Origin of the sequence: Actinomadura opuntiae, from assembly GCF_030283205.1 — a bacterium.
Classification (GTDB): Bacteria; Actinomycetota; Actinomycetes; order Streptosporangiales; family Streptosporangiaceae; genus Spirillospora.
The window spans coordinates 254,770-268,854 of the sequence record NZ_JASNWF010000001.1 but is presented as its reverse complement, the minus strand read 5'-3'; the positions used below and the strand labels follow the sequence as shown (position 1 = coordinate 268,854).

The following is a 14,085-nucleotide window of genomic DNA, read 5'->3' as shown; positions in this document are numbered from 1 at the left end:
AGATCGTCCTGACACCGGCCGAGCGCCGCGCCGGGCCGGCGCGGCGGGGGAGGCGGCACCATGCACGGACTCGTGCGCACGGGCCTGGCGTTCACGATCCCGCTCATCCTGTCCGCGACGGCGGGCACGGCGGCGGCGGGAGCGGCGGGGGCGGCCACCGGCCCGCCGGGGGACCGGCCCGGCTGGCGCCTCGTCGCCGCGGAGACCTTCGACCGGCGGCTGGACGACGCGCGGGTGCCGTGGCGGCCCGACGACGACGGACCCGGCAGCCCGTACGACGTCGACATGTACGACAACGACGGCGCGTACTTCGCCACGGTCGGCGGCCCGGCGTTCCGGACGCAGCTCGCCAAGGTCCGCACCTACCGCAAGGCCTTCGCGTTCGGCCGGCGCGGCTGGCTCACCGCCGAACTCGCGGCGCGCGACCGCGATGGAGACGGCCGGCCCGACGGGGCGCCGACACTCACGTCAGGTCACGGCGTAGCGAACCTCGACGAGCCCGACTATCGAGGCGGCGTCGTCATCCGCTCGACGCGGGACCTGCCCGCCGAGTACCGGATCGAGATGACGCTGCGCGGCCTGGACTTCGGCGGCGAGCGCAACGGATCGTGGGACTATCCCGACGGCCGCATCAACGGCTACGCGCCGGGCGGCTGCAAGACCGTCTTCCCTTGGGCGTCGGGCGGCGACTTCTCCAGGCCCGAATGCGAATGGGCCGACGCGCGCACCGACTCCAACGGCTTCTACTACATGTCGATCATGGACTACCGGCAGGTGGCGCCGCACAACAACGTCTTCATCCACGGCCACCGCAAGGTCGCCATGGACGGCTACAACAGGTACAAGTACACCGGCTCCGGGCTCAAGTACTGCAACCCCGCCACCAGGCAGTACGAGCCGTACTCCGCCGGCACCGGAAACGGCGTCAACGCCATTTTCATGACCGATGACCGCCGGTACCCGGCCATGCCCGGCACCGAGTACCTGATGCAGAGCGAATGCGGATTCGTCAAAGGCGGCGCGATCGTGTCGACGGTCGACCTGCGCCCGGAACTGCTGCCCCGGAACCCGTACACCTTCGCGGTCGAGCGGCGGGACGGCGCCTACACGATGGAGATGTCGGGAGTCTTCGCGCACGTCGGCCAAGCGACGTTCCGGTACACCCGCAAGTTCGTCCAGGACGGCGAGCCGATCTGGCACTACAACCAGAAATCCGACGCCTACGACGGCCGCTACAACGCCGACTGGACCTGGAAGGGGCCCGGCGGCACCCTCGTCGACCACGACACCTGGCCCGCCGGCTCCGCCTATCCGGACCGGTTCGTGATCGGCGACCCGCACATGAACTTCTACGAGGGCACGGCGAAGGTCGACGACATCCGCCTGTACACGCCGGCGGGGAGCCGTTCGGCCTGGGGCCCTCGGTGAACATTCGGTAAACAGAGCTTGGCGTGCGTATGGGGCGGAGCTTGAGCGGTTACGGATTCCTCGTGGCGATGAATCCCACCGAAGGGAGCCGGACGATGGACACCGAGGTCTTCGAGAGGACCGCCATGGAGCAGGTCACCACCCGCTTGTTGCAGACCTACGGCGACGACCACAGCCCGCAGGAGATCACCCGGACGGTCGAGGCCGTCCACCGCGACTTCGACGGGCGGCCCATCCGCGACTTCGTCCCCATCCTGGTGGAGCGGCACGCCCGCGCGCACCTGTCCGGCTGAGGCGAGTCCCTCCCGGTTCCGTCCCGGACGCCCGGCGCCGCTGCGCCGGGCGTCCGGCATGCCCGGCGGACGTTCTGCGGCATTTCTTCCGCGTTCACGCCGAAGCCGGACGTCGCTCCTACCGTGGCGCGTAACGCCTCCGGAGGGAGAGACTCCGATGCCACGTCCCCGCAGGCTCTTCGCCGTGGTCGCCGCCGCCGGTCTCACCGGCCTGGCGATCGGATTCTGGGGGCCCGGCCCCGAGGGCGCCGCCGCGTTCCTCGCGTCCGCCCGGGTGTCACGCCGGGCTCCGGGCCGGCCGCCGGCCTCGGCCCGGGGCTGAATGACCCCGGGCCGCCCGACTCAGCAGGGTCTCAGCGAGCTGATCTTGTAGCCGAACTCGTTGGTGTTGCCCTTGGACCCCACCAGCGGTTCCTTCGCGGCGGCGCGCTTGTCGCCCTTGTAGCGGGCGTTCTCGTACAGGCACCAGCGGTGCCCGGTGCGGTTCCACGCCGAAAGCACGTGGTCGTTGAGCCCTCCGGCCAGCTCGCTCAGGTCCCGCGCCTCGTGCGCGAACGACAGGCGCGCGCCGCCGCCGTTCCGGTCGTGCCAGATGCACATGCGGCCGCGCGGGCAGGCGTCGTAGCCCGCGAGAGCCGACGCCGACACCGCCGGCACCGACGACCCCACTGTGACCGCCGACATCATGAGGGCCAGACCGGCCCGAGTCCCGACGCGCATGTTCCCCGCCTCACTGTCACCCCGAGGTGACTCCGAATAACGACTCGAGCACGAACAGTAACCAGCGCGGACGGCGCTGCACAGTCCCGATGACGCTGGTGAGGCAGGTGTGGCCAGGGCGTGACGGCCGCCGCGCCCCGGCCGGTCGGTGATCATTCGCCCAACGTTCGGCTGCGCGCCCCGTCGATGCAAACCGCGCTCCCTAGGTTCCAGCGGCGGCGTCGAAGTGGGGAAGTGGCATGGGCAGAGGCAGGGCGATCCGGGCTCGCGGCATCACCAAGGCGTTCGGCGAGGTGGTCGCGCTCGACGGCGTCGACCTGGAGGTCGAGGCAGGGCAGGTCCACGGCCTGGTCGGCCCGAACGGCGCCGGGAAGACGACGCTGCTCGGCCTGCTGCTCGGGCTGGCGGTCGCCGACGGCGGCCGGCTGGAGATCCTCGGGACCGAGGTCGGGCGGACGCTCGCCGTCCCCGACGGCGTCGCGGGCTTCGTGGACGGGCCCGGGCTCTACCCCTCGCTCACCGCGCGGCAGAACCTCTCCGCGCTGGCCGCGCTGCGCGGGCACGGCTCCACCGGTATCGGCGCGGCACTGGAGCAGGTGGGGCTCACCGACGTCGCGGACGACCGGGTCCGGGGCTTCTCGCTCGGGATGCGCCAGCGGCTCGGGCTGGCCGCCGCGCTGCTCACCGAGCCGCGGCTGCTCGTCATCGACGAGCCGGCCAACGGCCTGGACCCGGCAGGCAAACGGCATGTGCACCGCGTCATCACCGAGCTGGCCGCCCGCGGGGCCGCGGTGGTGCTGTCCAGCCACCGGATGGACGACCTCGCGGCGCTGTGCCCCGAGGTCACCATCCTGTCCACCGGACGGGTGGTGTTCTCCGGGCCGGTGAGCAAGCTCGCCGCCGAGAGCGGCGAGCTCGACTACCGGCTGCTCACCTCCGACCCGCCGGCCGCCCGCGAGGTGGCGTCCGGCACCCCCGGCCTCCACACCGTGCGCGGCGCGGGCGGGGGGCCGGCCCCCGCCGCCCTCGTCGTCCGCGGGCCGGTGGAGGCCCTCGACGACCTGGTGGTGCGGCTGGTGGGGGCGGGCGTCGCGGTGCGCGAGCTGGCGCCCGTGATCCCTCCGCTGGAGGCCGCCTTCCTGGCCCTGACCGGGACCGGGGCCGTCCCCGGCGAGACCGAGGAGGACTCCCGATGACCGCGTCCACCGCGACGACCGCGACCACCGCGACCACCGGGCCCGCCGGGGTCGAGGCCCGCCCCGCCCGGCTGCGGCGCGCCTACCGGTTCGAGCTGGTCAAGCTGCTCTCCCAGTGGCGGATCCGGCTGCTGCTCGCGGCGTGCTGGATCGGCCCCGCCGCCTTCGTGGCCGCGGTGAGCCTACAGAGCTCGCTGCCCGCCGACACGGTCTTCGGCCGCTGGATGCACGCCTCCGGCTGGGCGGGATCGCTGGTGGTCCTGGGCTTCTCGTGCACGTGGGCGCTCCCGCTGCTGGTGTCGCTGGCCGCCGGCGACGTCTTCGCGGCGGAGGACCGGCTGGGCACCTGGCGCCACCTGCTGGTGGCGGTCCGCTCCCCGCGGCGGATCTTCGTGGCGAAGGCCCTCGCCAGCCTCACCGTGATCCTGGCGATGGTCGCCGGGCTGGCCGCCTCCGGCATCGCCGGCGGCCTGGCCGCGGCCGGGGCGCGGCCGTTCGCCGGGCTGGACGGCCACATGCTGTCGTCCGGCGACGCGGCCGGGACCGTCCTGCTCGCCTGGGCCTGCGCGCTCGCGCCGACGCTGGCGTTCGCGGCGGTCGGGCTGCTCGGCTCGGTGGCCCTGGGCCGCTCGCCGATGGGGCTGCTGATGCCCGCGCTCCTCGCGCTGGGGTTGCAGCTCGCGCAGATGCTCCCGCTGCCCGTGGCCGTCCGGGTCGCCCTGCCGGGCGAGGCGTTCCTCGCCTGGCGCGGCCTGTTCACCGACCCGGCGCAGACCCGGCCGCTGCTCATCGGCCTCGTGGTGAGCCTGGTCTGGGCCGTCGCCGCCACCGCGCTGGCCTACCGGCTGTTCCTGCGCCGGGACTTCACCGACCTGACCTACGAGGGTTCGGGACGCCGCGTCGTCATGGCCGGGGCCCTGCCGCTGGCGGGGCTCCTCGTCGCCACGGTCGCCGTCGTCTCCTGGACGACCTCGGCGAACGGGTCGGGGATCACGCGGGTCAAGCTCGAGAACTCCCTCGCCACGTCGTACGCGCACCTGTACCGGTTGCAGACCCGCGAACTCCACCGGCCCGCCGTCACCGAGGCGCAGCTGCGGGCCGCCGCTTCCTGCGACAAGGGCGGCGCCCGCGTCGCCGACGAGGGGCCCGGCAACGACTGGCGGTGCGTCGTGACGTGGCACCTGCCCGGCGTGGCCTCCCCGGGCACCGCCATCTACCAGCTCGACGTCACCGCGGACGGGCGGTACGTCGCCGACGGCGACGGGCCGAAGGAGGTGAACGGCTACTTCCAGGTGCGCACCTCCAGCGGGGATGCGCCCAACCCCCTGTGGCAGTTCGACGGCGACGTCGACCTGCTCGCCAGCCCCGCCAGTGCTCAGAAGGGTTAGTCCATGCACGTCACACGTCGGCGCCGGAGCGCCGCGGAGACCCGCTCCGGGGTCTTCCGCAGGTTCACCGGCCGCCGGGTCCGGGTCGTCGCGGCCGGTACCGCCGCTCTCGCCGTCACCGGCGGGGGCGTCGCGTTCGCCTCGACGCACGCGTTCGGCACCCACAAGGTCGGTGACACGACCGGCCTGGGGACGCTCCTGGCCAGCGACCAGTTCGACAAGCCGCTCGGCGACCGCCTGCTGGTCGACAACGGCAAGCTGCTCTCCTCGACCGTCAGCCCGGACGGCCGGCACCTCGCGGCCCTGACCACCGACCGGTCGATCGCCCTGACGATCGTCGACCTGAAGAACTACAAGATCCTCCAGCAGGCGGGCACCTCCGCCGACGCCGACCTGAAGATCTCCAACAACAACGTCGGGCAGGAGGGGCCGACCTACTCCCCGGACGGCAGGACCCTCTGGATGCCGCAGATCAACGGCTTCAACCGGTTCCCGGTGAACGCCGACGGCACCGTCGGCGCCCCGACGTTCATCACGATCCCGAACGACGGATCGAAGCACCCGCTGCCGGCCCAGGCGGTGTTCTCGTCCGACGGCGCCACCCTGTACACCGCCGTCAACGGCCAGAACCGCGTCGTCGCCATGGACCCGGCGACGGGGACGATCAAGCACAGCTGGAGCGTTGGGAACGCTCCACGCGACATGGCCCTGGTCGGCGACAAGCTCTACGTCGGCAACGAGGGCGGGCGTCCCGCCAAGGACGGCGACCAGACGCTCAACTCCTACGGCACCCAGGTCCCCGCCGACCCGAAGACCGGCGCCGTCACCACCGGCACGCTGAGCGTCATCGACGTGGCCGACACGGGCGCCTCGGTGAAGTCGATCGACGTCGGCCTGCACCCGACCGCGCTGCACGCGGCGAAGGGGGTGCTGTTCGTCGCCAACACCGGCAGCGACACCATCTCCGTCGTCGACACCGCCAAGGACGCCGTCGTCCAGACCATCACGACGCAGCCGTGGCCCGGCGCCAAGGTCGGTTACGAGCCCGACGGCATCACCCTCACCGGCGACGGCCGCCTGCTGGTCACACTCGGCCGCGCCAACGCGCTCGCCGTCTACCGGTACGCGAGCCCCAAGGAGCCGGTCCGGTACGTCGGCCTGCTGCCGACCGACTACTTCCCCGAGAACGTGACGACCGTCGGCGGCCAGGTCGTGGTCACCAACCTGCGCGGCATCGGCGAGCGCGGCCCCACCCGCACGATCGACAAGGGGGCCGGCACGTCCCCGGCCACCGGCCACAACACCCACGACTCGACCGGCTCGCTGCTGCGATTCACGCTGCCGGACGACCGGCTCGTCCGGGCCTACACGGTCCGGGTGTTCCAGCAGAACGGCTGGGACGCCGCCTCGTTGGTCGGGCTGCGCACCGGCGGCCGCGCGCGGCCCGTGCCGGTCCCGGTCCGGCTCGGCGACCCGTCGACCATCAAGCACGTCTTCCTGATCGTCAAGGAGAACCGCTCCTACGACCAGGTGTTCGGCGACGACAAGCGGGGCAACGGCGACCCGGCGCTGGCGCAGTTCGGCGAGAACGCGACACCGAACCAGCACGCCCTGGCCAGGCAGTTCGGGCTCTACGACAACACCTACGACGTCGGCACCAACTCGGCCGAGGGCCACAACTGGCTGATGCAATCCGACAACCCCGAGTACACCGAGTCGGGCGCAGGCGCGTACACGCGCAGCTACGACACCGAGGACGACGCGCTCGGCCACCAGCGCTCCGGCACGCTGTGGAGCGGCGTCCAGGCGGCCGGAGGCACCGTCAAGAACTACGGCGAGTTCCTGCAGTTCGAGACCAAGCCGTCCACCGCGACGTGGCAGCAGTTCTACTGCGACGCCAGGACCATGGCGGACACCGGCCAGAACACGACCATCAAGACCGACTCGTCCTCGCCGATCCCGTCGCTGAACGACGTCACGGCGCACGACTACCCGAAGTTCGACACCAACATCCCCGACATCTACCGGTACGAGATCTGGAAGCGCCACTTCGACGCGGAGGGGCCGGGCAACCTCAACATGTTCTGGCTGTCCAGCGACCACACCGGCGGCGCGCCGAACCCGATCGCCCAGGTCGCCGACAACGACCTCGCGGTCGGCCGCATCGTCGACCACATCTCGCACAGCAAGTACTGGAAGGACAGCGCGATCTTCGTCATCCAGGACGACACCCAGGACGGTGTCGACCACGTCGACGGCGCGCGCGGCCCGGTGCAGATCATCAGCCCCTACGCCAACCACGGCAAGGTCGACAGCCACTACTACTCGCAGATCACGGTGATCCGCACCATCGAGCAGATCCTCGGGGTCAGGCCGATGAACCAGAAGGACAGCGCGGCCACCCCGATGTTCACCGCGTTCACCGGACGGCCCGACAACACGCCGTTCACTGCAGTGCAGAACCGCGTCCCGCTGACCTACGGGCTCAAATCCCCGCCGGCCTGCGGCGACGACCCCGTCCCGACGACCAAGGCCTCGCTCGCCCCCGCGCAGTCGCCGACGCCGCCGGTGCCGGCGGGGGAGAAGGGCGTCGCGAACCTGTGGGAGGCGTGGAACCGGCAGCAGCACCAGAACGACCAGAACCCGCAGCCCGACCGCGCCAACCCCGACCAAATGGACCACTACACGTGGTACCTGACGCACGGCTTCACCAAGCCGTACCCGGGTGAGAAGAAGATCCTCGCCCCGGCCGAGGTGCCCGGCCGCTACCTGCCGTCGCCCGACGCCGACGGCTGACGCTCGCCGGCCCGCGCGCGACGCGTGACACGGCCCGCCGGGGAGTCCCGGCGGGCCGCCCGTCCATGCGCCGCCTCGCGTGATCCGGCTGCGAGGCCGGTGTCAGGCCGTCGTCAGGCCGTCGCCGCGCCGGAGCGGTACTCCTGCGGGCTCATCCCGTGCTCCCGCTTGAACGCGGTGCTGAGCGCGAAGGCGGTGCCGTAGCCGACCTGCCGCGCGACGGCGTCGAGCGTGGCGTCGCTCTCGCGCAGCAGGTCGGCGGCCTGCGCCAGCCGGACGCCGGTCAGGTACGCCATCGGCGGCTCCCCGACCAGCTTGCCGAAGCGCTGCGCGAGCGCCGCGCGGGAGGCGCCGACCTTGGCGGCCAGGTCCGCGACCGTCCACGGGTGCGCCAGGTCGTCGTGCAGCAGCCGCAGCGCCGGCCCGACGACCGGGTCGCCGTGCGCCCGGTACCAGCCGGGCTGCTCGGCCTCGGGACGGGAGAACCAGGCGCGCAGCGTCTGGATGAGCAGCAGGTCCAGCAGCCGGTCGAGGACGACCTCCTGGCCTGGCTCGTCCTTGACGATCTCCTCGTCGAGCAGGCCCACCAGCGGCGTCCGCCAGTCGTCGCCGCGCACGACCGCCAGCGGCGGCAGCGCGGCCAGCAGCCGCTGCGTGACCGCGCCGCGCGTCTCGTAGGTGCCGACGAGCATCACCGCCTTGCCGTCCGGGTCCGTGCCCCAGGCGCGCACGCCGAGGTCCATCGCCTCCGACAGGCTCGTCCCGTCCGGGGTGGTGCAGAGCTGCCCCGGGTGGATGACGACCTGCGGTTCGGTCGCCGGGTCGTCGGCGACCACGTACGGGTCGGGACCGCGGCAGATGACCAGGTCGCCGGGGCGGACGTGCAGCGGCTCGCCCGCGCCGGGCATCACCCACGCCTCGTCGCGGACCATGGCCACGAGCGTCAGTGGCGCCTCGTCCTGGATCCGCACCGACCACGGCGGGTTCAGCATCGAGCGGATCATGAACGCTCCGCGTGCGCGGGGGCCGTCGAGAAGGTCGGTCAGAGCGTCCATGCCGCCCAGCGTAAATGGTGTGGACGCTCGCGTATGGGGGCGAGCTTCTCAACGATGTCGGACGGACGCGCCCGGCGGTTGACTCAAGGGCATGACGAACAGCAGCACGAACACCAGCACGGGCACCAGCACGGGCACCGCGGTGAAGAGCACGCGGGCCATCGGCGAGAACGGCCTCACCCTCGTCCTCGGCGGCACCGGCAAGACCGGCCGGCGCGTCGTCGAGCGGCTGGAGGCCCTGGACGTCCCCGTGCGGATGGGCTCCCGCTCGGCCGACCCCGGCTTCGACTGGACCGACGAGACGACCTGGGCGCCCGTCCTGCGCGACGTCGAGGCGGTGTACCTGTCCTACTACCCCGACCTCGCCGCCCCCGGCGCGCCCGAGGCGATCGGCGCGTTCACCGCCGCGGCGGCAGCCGCCGGAGTGCGGCGGGTCGTGCTGCTGTCGGGACGCGGCGAGGAGGAGGCGCGGGCCTGCGAGCGGGTCGTCCGGGACTCCGGCCTCGAATGGACCGTCGTGCGGGCCGCCTGGTTCGCGCAGAACTTCAGCGAGGACTACCTCCTCGACCCGGTCCGCGCGGGCGAGGTCGTGCTGCCCGCCGGCGACGTGCCAGAGCCGTTCGCCGACGCCGACGACATCGCCGACGTCGCGGTCGCGGCCCTCACCCGCGACGGGCACGCCGGCGAGACCTACGAGGTCACCGGGCCGCGCGCCCTCACCTTCGCCGAGGCGGTCGCCGAGATCGGCCGCGCCGCCGGACGCGACATCGCCTACGTCCAGATCGGCGCGGACGACTACGCCGCGGCGCTCCAGGAGCACGGCCTGCCCGACGAGGTCATCGGCCTGCTGACGTACCTGTTCACCACCGTGCTGGACGGCCGCAACGCCGAGCCCGCCGACGGCGTCCGCCGCGCCCTCGGCCGCGAGGCCCGCGACTTCTCCGCCTACGCCCGCGAGACCGCCGCCACCGGCATCTGGAACGCCTGACCCCTCCCCACCCCACTGATTGATCGGACGATCTGATGAAGTTCTCTTTCGCGGCCGCCTCGGCCACCCTCTCGATCATCATGGCCGCCGGCATGGCCGGGACGTTCTTCGGCTTCTCCACCGGCGTCATGCCGGGCCTGAACGGCTCGCGGCCGGCCTCGGCGATCGACGCCATGCAGACCATCAACCAGCGCATCCAGAACCCGCTGTTCGTCGGGATGTTCATGCTGCTGCCGGTGTTCGCGGCGGCGGCGGGCGTCCTGCTCATGACGATGGACCAGAAGGCCGCGGGCATCCTGTTCCTCGCCGCGGCCGGCGTGTACATTCTCGGCGCGCTGTTCCCCAGCTTCGCGGTGAACATCCCGATGAACAACGACCTGGACGGCGTGCACATCCCGAAGGACGCCGCCGAAGCGGCGAAGATCTGGTCGGACTACTCGGGCCGCTGGACCTCGTGGAACACCGTCCGCGCCGTGTTCAGCTGGGTCAGCCTCCTCGCGATGGGCGCCGGCGCCTACCTGTGGGGCAGGAACGGCTGATCCCCGCCCGCTCCCGCCGCCTCCCCGCCGGCATTCGCGGCCCGCGCTCGCCACCGAGCGCGGGCCGCGCCCGTTCTGCGCTTACGATCGCTGGATGAGCGGTGTGTACGCGATCAGCGACCTGCACGTCGGTTTCCCCGAGAACCGCGCCTTCGTGGAGGCGCTGAAGCCGGAGTCGCCGGGCGACTGGCTGATCGTCGCGGGGGACGTCGCGGAGCGGTTCTCCGACGTCGAGTGGGCGCTGGGCGTCCTGGCCGGGCGGTGGGAGCGCGTCCTGTGGGTCCCCGGCAACCACGAACTGTGGACGATCAAGGACGATCCGGTGGCGCTGCGCGGCGAGGCCCGGTACCGGCGGCTCGTCCACATGTGCCGCGGGCTCGGCGTGCTGACGCCCGAGGACCCCTACCCCGTCTGGGACGGCGCGGACGGCCCGGTCACGGTCGCGCCGCTGTTCCTGCTGTACGACTACACGTTCCGGCCGGACGGCGCGCGCACCAAGCAGGAGGCGCTGGCCATCGCGCACGAGAGCGGGGTCGTCTGCACCGACGAGGTCTACCTGCACCCGGACCCGCACCCCACCCGGGACGCCTGGTGCGACGCCCGGATCGCCTACACCGAATCCCGCCTCGCCGCCCTCGCCCCCGGCACCCGCACCCTGCTGGTCAACCACTGGCCGCTCGTCCGCGAACCCACCCGCGTCCTGTGGTACCCGGAGTTCGCGCAGTGGTGCGGCACCGAGCGCACCGCCGGCTGGCACGACCGGTTCGGCGCCGTCGCCGTCGTGTACGGGCACCTGCACATCCCCCGGACGATCTGGACCGACGGCGTGCCCCACATCGAGGTGTCGGTCGGCTACCCGCGCGAATGGCGCCGGCACGGCGGCGCGCCCAAGGGCCCGCGCCGCGTCCTGCCCGTCCCTGTCCGGACCTGACGCCTCAGCCGGACGCGTCGCGGGCCGCTCCGGGCGCGATGCCGGACGCGGCCAGGGACAGCAGGCGCCCGGCGGCGTCCGGTTCCCGCTCGGCGGCCATCGCGATGCCGCCCGCGAGCTTCAGCACGTCCAGGAACGCGGCGCCGGCGGGCGCCTCGCCCGCCTCCTGGGCGCGGGCGAACAGGGCCTCGCCCGCGTCCCGCATCGCCCGGCACGACCCGAACGCCTCCGAGCGCTCGCCGGTCAGCGAGACCAGGACGGACGGGGCCGTCCCCCGGAACCGGGAGACGGCTGCCACGAACTCGTCCAGCCACGTGATGAGCGCCCGCCCGGGCTCCGGCGACTCCAGCAGTTCCCGGCCCCGCTCGGCGAGTGCGTCGTAGGAGTCGGCGAGCAGCGCCTCCAGGAGGTCCTGCCGGGTGGGGAAGTGGCGGTAGAGGGTCCCGACGCCGACGCCCGCGAGCCGGGCGACCCCTTCGAGCGAGGCGCCCGCGCCGTCGCGAAGGAACATCTCGCGCGCGGCGGCCAGCAGCCGGGCGCGGTTGCGCCGGACGTCCGCGCGCGGCGCGCGGGTGCGCGGCGTGTCGTCGCTGGTCACCTGGTTCCCCGGTCCTTCCCTGACGCATGCGGTGCCGCGGCGGGGAGGGGAGCGGTCCGCGGTGTTGGAACGTTCCCCGAAGTCTAGTCGCAGCGCGCGGCGCCGGCCCCGGGCGGGCACCGGGTCCCGCGGCGGCGAACCCGGACGGCCGGAGCCCGCCGCGGGCGCGAGGTCCGCGGCGGGCTCCGGTGGGCAGGGCGGGCGGGAGGGAAGCGGGTGACCGGTGTCCCGGTCCGGTCGCCGGTCAGGAACCGCCGGGGGCCAGCGGCAGGTGGACGCGGCCGCCGGCGGCCCGGAACTCCCCGGCCTTCTCCCGCATCCCGGCGACGAGCGCCTCGTCCTCGGCCAGGCCGTGCTCGTCGGCGTACCGGCGGACGTCCCGGGTGATCTTCATCGAGCAGAAGTGCGGCCCGCACATCGAGCAGAAGTGCGCGGTCTTGGCGGGCGCGGCCGGGAGCGTCGCGTCATGGAAGGCCCGGGCGGTGTCCGGGTCGAGGGACAGGTTGAACTGGTCCTCCCAGCGGAAGTCGAACCGCGCGTCCGACAGCGCGTCGTCCCACGCCTGCGCGCCCGGATGCCCCTTGGCCAGGTCGGCGGCGTGCGCCGCGATCTTGTAGGCGATCACGCCGGCCTTGACGTCGTCGCGGTCGGGCAGCCCGAGGTGCTCCTTCGGCGTGACATAGCAGAGCATCGCGGTGCCGTGCCAGCCGATCATCGCGGCGCCGATCGCCGAGGTGATGTGGTCGTAGCCCGGCGCGATGTCGGTGGTCAGCGGCCCGAGCGTGTAGAACGGCGCGCCGTCGCACCACTCCTGCTGCAGGTCCACGTTCTCCTTGATCTTGTGCATCGGGACGTGGCCGGGCCCCTCGTTCATCACCTGGTTGTCGAACTCGGCCGCGATCCTCGTGAGCTCGCCCTGGGTGCGCAGCTCGGCGAACTGCGCCTCGTCGTTGGCGTCGGCGATGCAGCCCGGCCGCAGCCCGTCGCCGAGCGACCAGGTGACGTCGTAGGCCGCGAAGATCTCGCACAGCTCGCGGAAGTGGGTGTAGAGGAAGTTCTCCTCGTGGTGCGCCAGGCACCACGCCGCCATGATCGACCCGCCGCGCGAGACGATGCCGGTCTTGCGCCGCGCCGTCAGCGGCACGTACGGCAGCAGCACCCCGGCGTGCACGGTCATGTAGTCCACGCCCTGCTCGGCCTGCTCGATCACCGTGTCGCGGAAGACGTCCCAGGTCAGCTCGGCCGGGTCGCCGCCCGCCTTCTCCACCGCCTGGTACAGCGGGACGGTCCCGACCGGCACCGGCGAGTTGCGCAGGATCCACTCGCGGGTGGTGTGGATGTCCCGGCCCGTCGACAGGTCCATGATCGTGTCGGCGCCCCAGCGCGTCGCCCACGTCATCTTCTCCACCTCGTCCTCGACCGAGGACGCCACCGCCGAGTTGCCGATGTTGGCGTTCACCTTCACCAGGAAATTCCGGCCGATGATCATCGGCTCGGTCTCCGGATGGTTGACGTTGGCGGGCAGCACCGCCCGGCCCGCCGCCAGCTCGGCCCGGACGAACTCCGGCGCCACGCCCTCGCGCAGCGCGACGAACTCCATCTCCGCGGTGATCTCGCCGCGCCGCGCGTACGCGCGCTGGGTCACCGCGCCGCCGCTCGCCCGGCGCGGCCTGCGGGGGAGCAGCCCGTCGGACACGGGCGCGGAGCGGCGGCCGTCGTCCTCGGGACGCGCCGGCCGCCCCTCGTACGGCTCGGTGTCGCCGCGTCCGGCGATCCACGCCTCCCGCAGCGCGGGCAGGCCCCTGCGGACGTCGGTCTCGTGCTCGGGGTCGGTGTACGGCCCGGACGTGTCGTACAGGACGACGACGTCGCCGTTGGTCAGCGGCACCTCCCGCATCGGGACGCGCATCCCGGGCCGGGAGCCCTGGAGGTAGGTCTTGCGGGCAGCTGGAACCACGGATTCGGTCATGACGACTCGATCTCTCCCTACGCCGGCATTACCCGGTCAGGTTCATGCGGTCAGCGGCCGTCTCAGCCGCTATCTCAGCCCGGTTCGCCGGACCCCCGCGATCTGTCGTGCTCGACGGTAACCCGGCCCACCCCCGTTGCCGCAACCGGCGCCCGTGGGTTAGAACGCGCCCGCGCGGACGGCC

The 14,085-nt window shown here is 72.8% G+C and carries 13 protein-coding genes and 1 riboswitch; of the genes, 9 read left to right on the top strand and 4 right to left on the bottom strand.

The genetic code is table 11. From position 1 onward, the window contains the following. Positions 1 to 60 precede the first annotated feature (60 nt). The 3 genes from QP089_RS01525 to QP089_RS01515 all read left to right on the top strand — a co-directional run bounded on the left by QP089_RS01525 (position 61) and on the right by QP089_RS01515 (position 2,043). Complete coding sequence (locus QP089_RS01525; protein ID WP_285909303.1) at positions 61 to 1,428, top strand: hypothetical protein; 1,368 nt, start codon at positions 61 to 63, stop codon at positions 1,426 to 1,428. Positions 1,429 to 1,523: 95 nt separating this feature from the next. Then, complete coding sequence (locus QP089_RS01520) at positions 1,524 to 1,721, top strand: three-helix bundle dimerization domain-containing protein (protein WP_285909302.1); 198 nt, start codon at positions 1,524 to 1,526, stop codon at positions 1,719 to 1,721. Between the two features lie 157 nt (positions 1,722 to 1,878). After that, complete coding sequence (locus QP089_RS01515) at positions 1,879 to 2,043, top strand: hypothetical protein (protein ID WP_285909301.1); 165 nt, start codon at positions 1,879 to 1,881, stop codon at positions 2,041 to 2,043. A gap of 20 nt (positions 2,044 to 2,063) precedes the next feature. On the opposite strand, the gene QP089_RS01510 is transcribed toward QP089_RS01515, so the two are convergent. Next, positions 2,064 to 2,441 carry a peptidase inhibitor family I36 protein gene (locus QP089_RS01510; RefSeq protein ID WP_285909300.1) on the bottom strand — a complete coding sequence of 126 codons (378 nt, stop codon included), beginning with the start codon at positions 2,439 to 2,441 and terminating at the stop codon, positions 2,064 to 2,066. A 239-nt stretch (positions 2,442 to 2,680) separates the two neighbouring features. On the opposite strand from QP089_RS01510, the gene QP089_RS01505 reads away from it, so the two are divergent. From QP089_RS01505 to QP089_RS01495, 3 genes are read left to right on the top strand one after another with little or no spacing between them, the layout of a single operon-like run. Then, entirely contained in the window at positions 2,681 to 3,637 is a 957-nt protein-coding gene (locus tag QP089_RS01505) for an ABC transporter ATP-binding protein (protein ID WP_285909299.1), read from the top strand. Next, on the top strand, positions 3,634 to 5,025 hold the full coding sequence (locus QP089_RS01500) for an ABC transporter permease (protein WP_285909298.1): 1,392 nt from the start codon (positions 3,634 to 3,636) through the stop codon (positions 5,023 to 5,025). Before QP089_RS01505 ends, QP089_RS01500 begins: the two co-directional genes overlap by 4 nt. Positions 5,026 to 5,028: 3 nt before the next feature. Then, positions 5,029 to 7,821 carry an alkaline phosphatase family protein gene (locus QP089_RS01495; RefSeq protein ID WP_285909297.1) on the top strand — a complete coding sequence of 931 codons (2,793 nt, stop codon included), beginning with the start codon at positions 5,029 to 5,031 and terminating at the stop codon, positions 7,819 to 7,821. Between the two features lie 113 nt (positions 7,822 to 7,934). Here the strand turns inward: QP089_RS01495 and QP089_RS01490 are convergent, their stop codons facing one another. After that, a complete protein-coding gene (locus QP089_RS01490) occupies positions 7,935 to 8,876 on the bottom strand; it encodes an AraC family transcriptional regulator (protein WP_285909296.1) in 942 nt (313 codons plus the stop codon). A gap of 91 nt (positions 8,877 to 8,967) precedes the next feature. Here QP089_RS01490 and QP089_RS01485 point away from each other — a divergent pair, with 91 nt between their 5' ends. From QP089_RS01485 to QP089_RS01475, 3 genes are all read left to right on the top strand, one after another. Next, on the top strand, positions 8,968 to 9,864 hold the full coding sequence (locus QP089_RS01485; protein WP_285909295.1) for an NAD(P)H-binding protein: 897 nt from the start codon (positions 8,968 to 8,970) through the stop codon (positions 9,862 to 9,864). A 35-nt stretch (positions 9,865 to 9,899) separates the two neighbouring features. Further along, a complete protein-coding gene (locus QP089_RS01480) occupies positions 9,900 to 10,403 on the top strand; it encodes an anthrone oxygenase family protein (protein WP_285909294.1) in 504 nt (167 codons plus the stop codon). A 94-nt stretch (positions 10,404 to 10,497) separates the two neighbouring features. Beyond that, positions 10,498 to 11,334, top strand: a complete 837-nt coding sequence (locus QP089_RS01475) for a metallophosphoesterase family protein (protein WP_285909293.1) — start codon at positions 10,498 to 10,500, stop codon at positions 11,332 to 11,334. A gap of 4 nt (positions 11,335 to 11,338) precedes the next feature. On the opposite strand, the gene QP089_RS01470 is transcribed toward QP089_RS01475, so the two are convergent. Both QP089_RS01470 and thiC read right to left on the bottom strand, forming a co-directional pair. Continuing rightward, positions 11,339 to 11,932: a TetR/AcrR family transcriptional regulator gene (locus QP089_RS01470; protein WP_285909292.1), complete on the bottom strand. Its 594-nt coding sequence runs from the start codon at positions 11,930 to 11,932 to the stop codon at positions 11,339 to 11,341. A 244-nt stretch (positions 11,933 to 12,176) separates the two neighbouring features. Beyond that, positions 12,177 to 13,901: a phosphomethylpyrimidine synthase ThiC gene (gene thiC, locus QP089_RS01465; protein ID WP_285909291.1), complete on the bottom strand. Its 1,725-nt coding sequence runs from the start codon at positions 13,899 to 13,901 to the stop codon at positions 12,177 to 12,179. Continuing rightward, positions 13,897 to 14,010: riboswitch (TPP riboswitch) on the bottom strand. Its footprint overlaps the gene before it by 5 nt. Positions 14,011 to 14,085 lie beyond the last annotated feature (75 nt).

Coding starts and splice junctions, on each gene's coding strand:
- QP089_RS01525 (WP_285909303.1), top strand. CDS start 61: ATGCACGGACTCGTGCGCACGGGCCTGGCGTTCACGATCCCGCTCATC.
- QP089_RS01520 (WP_285909302.1), top strand. CDS start 1,524: ATGGACACCGAGGTCTTCGAGAGGACCGCCATGGAGCAGGTCACCACC.
- QP089_RS01515 (WP_285909301.1), top strand. CDS start 1,879: ATGCCACGTCCCCGCAGGCTCTTCGCCGTGGTCGCCGCCGCCGGTCTC.
- QP089_RS01510 (WP_285909300.1), bottom strand. CDS start 2,441: ATGCGCGTCGGGACTCGGGCCGGTCTGGCCCTCATGATGTCGGCGGTC.
- QP089_RS01505 (WP_285909299.1), top strand. CDS start 2,681: ATGGGCAGAGGCAGGGCGATCCGGGCTCGCGGCATCACCAAGGCGTTC.
- QP089_RS01500 (WP_285909298.1), top strand. CDS start 3,634: ATGACCGCGTCCACCGCGACGACCGCGACCACCGCGACCACCGGGCCC.
- QP089_RS01495 (WP_285909297.1), top strand. CDS start 5,029: ATGCACGTCACACGTCGGCGCCGGAGCGCCGCGGAGACCCGCTCCGGG.
- QP089_RS01490 (WP_285909296.1), bottom strand. CDS start 8,876: ATGGACGCTCTGACCGACCTTCTCGACGGCCCCCGCGCACGCGGAGCG.
- QP089_RS01485 (WP_285909295.1), top strand. CDS start 8,968: ATGACGAACAGCAGCACGAACACCAGCACGGGCACCAGCACGGGCACC.
- QP089_RS01480 (WP_285909294.1), top strand. CDS start 9,900: ATGAAGTTCTCTTTCGCGGCCGCCTCGGCCACCCTCTCGATCATCATG.
- QP089_RS01475 (WP_285909293.1), top strand. CDS start 10,498: ATGAGCGGTGTGTACGCGATCAGCGACCTGCACGTCGGTTTCCCCGAG.
- thiC (WP_285909291.1), bottom strand. CDS start 13,901: ATGACCGAATCCGTGGTTCCAGCTGCCCGCAAGACCTACCTCCAGGGC.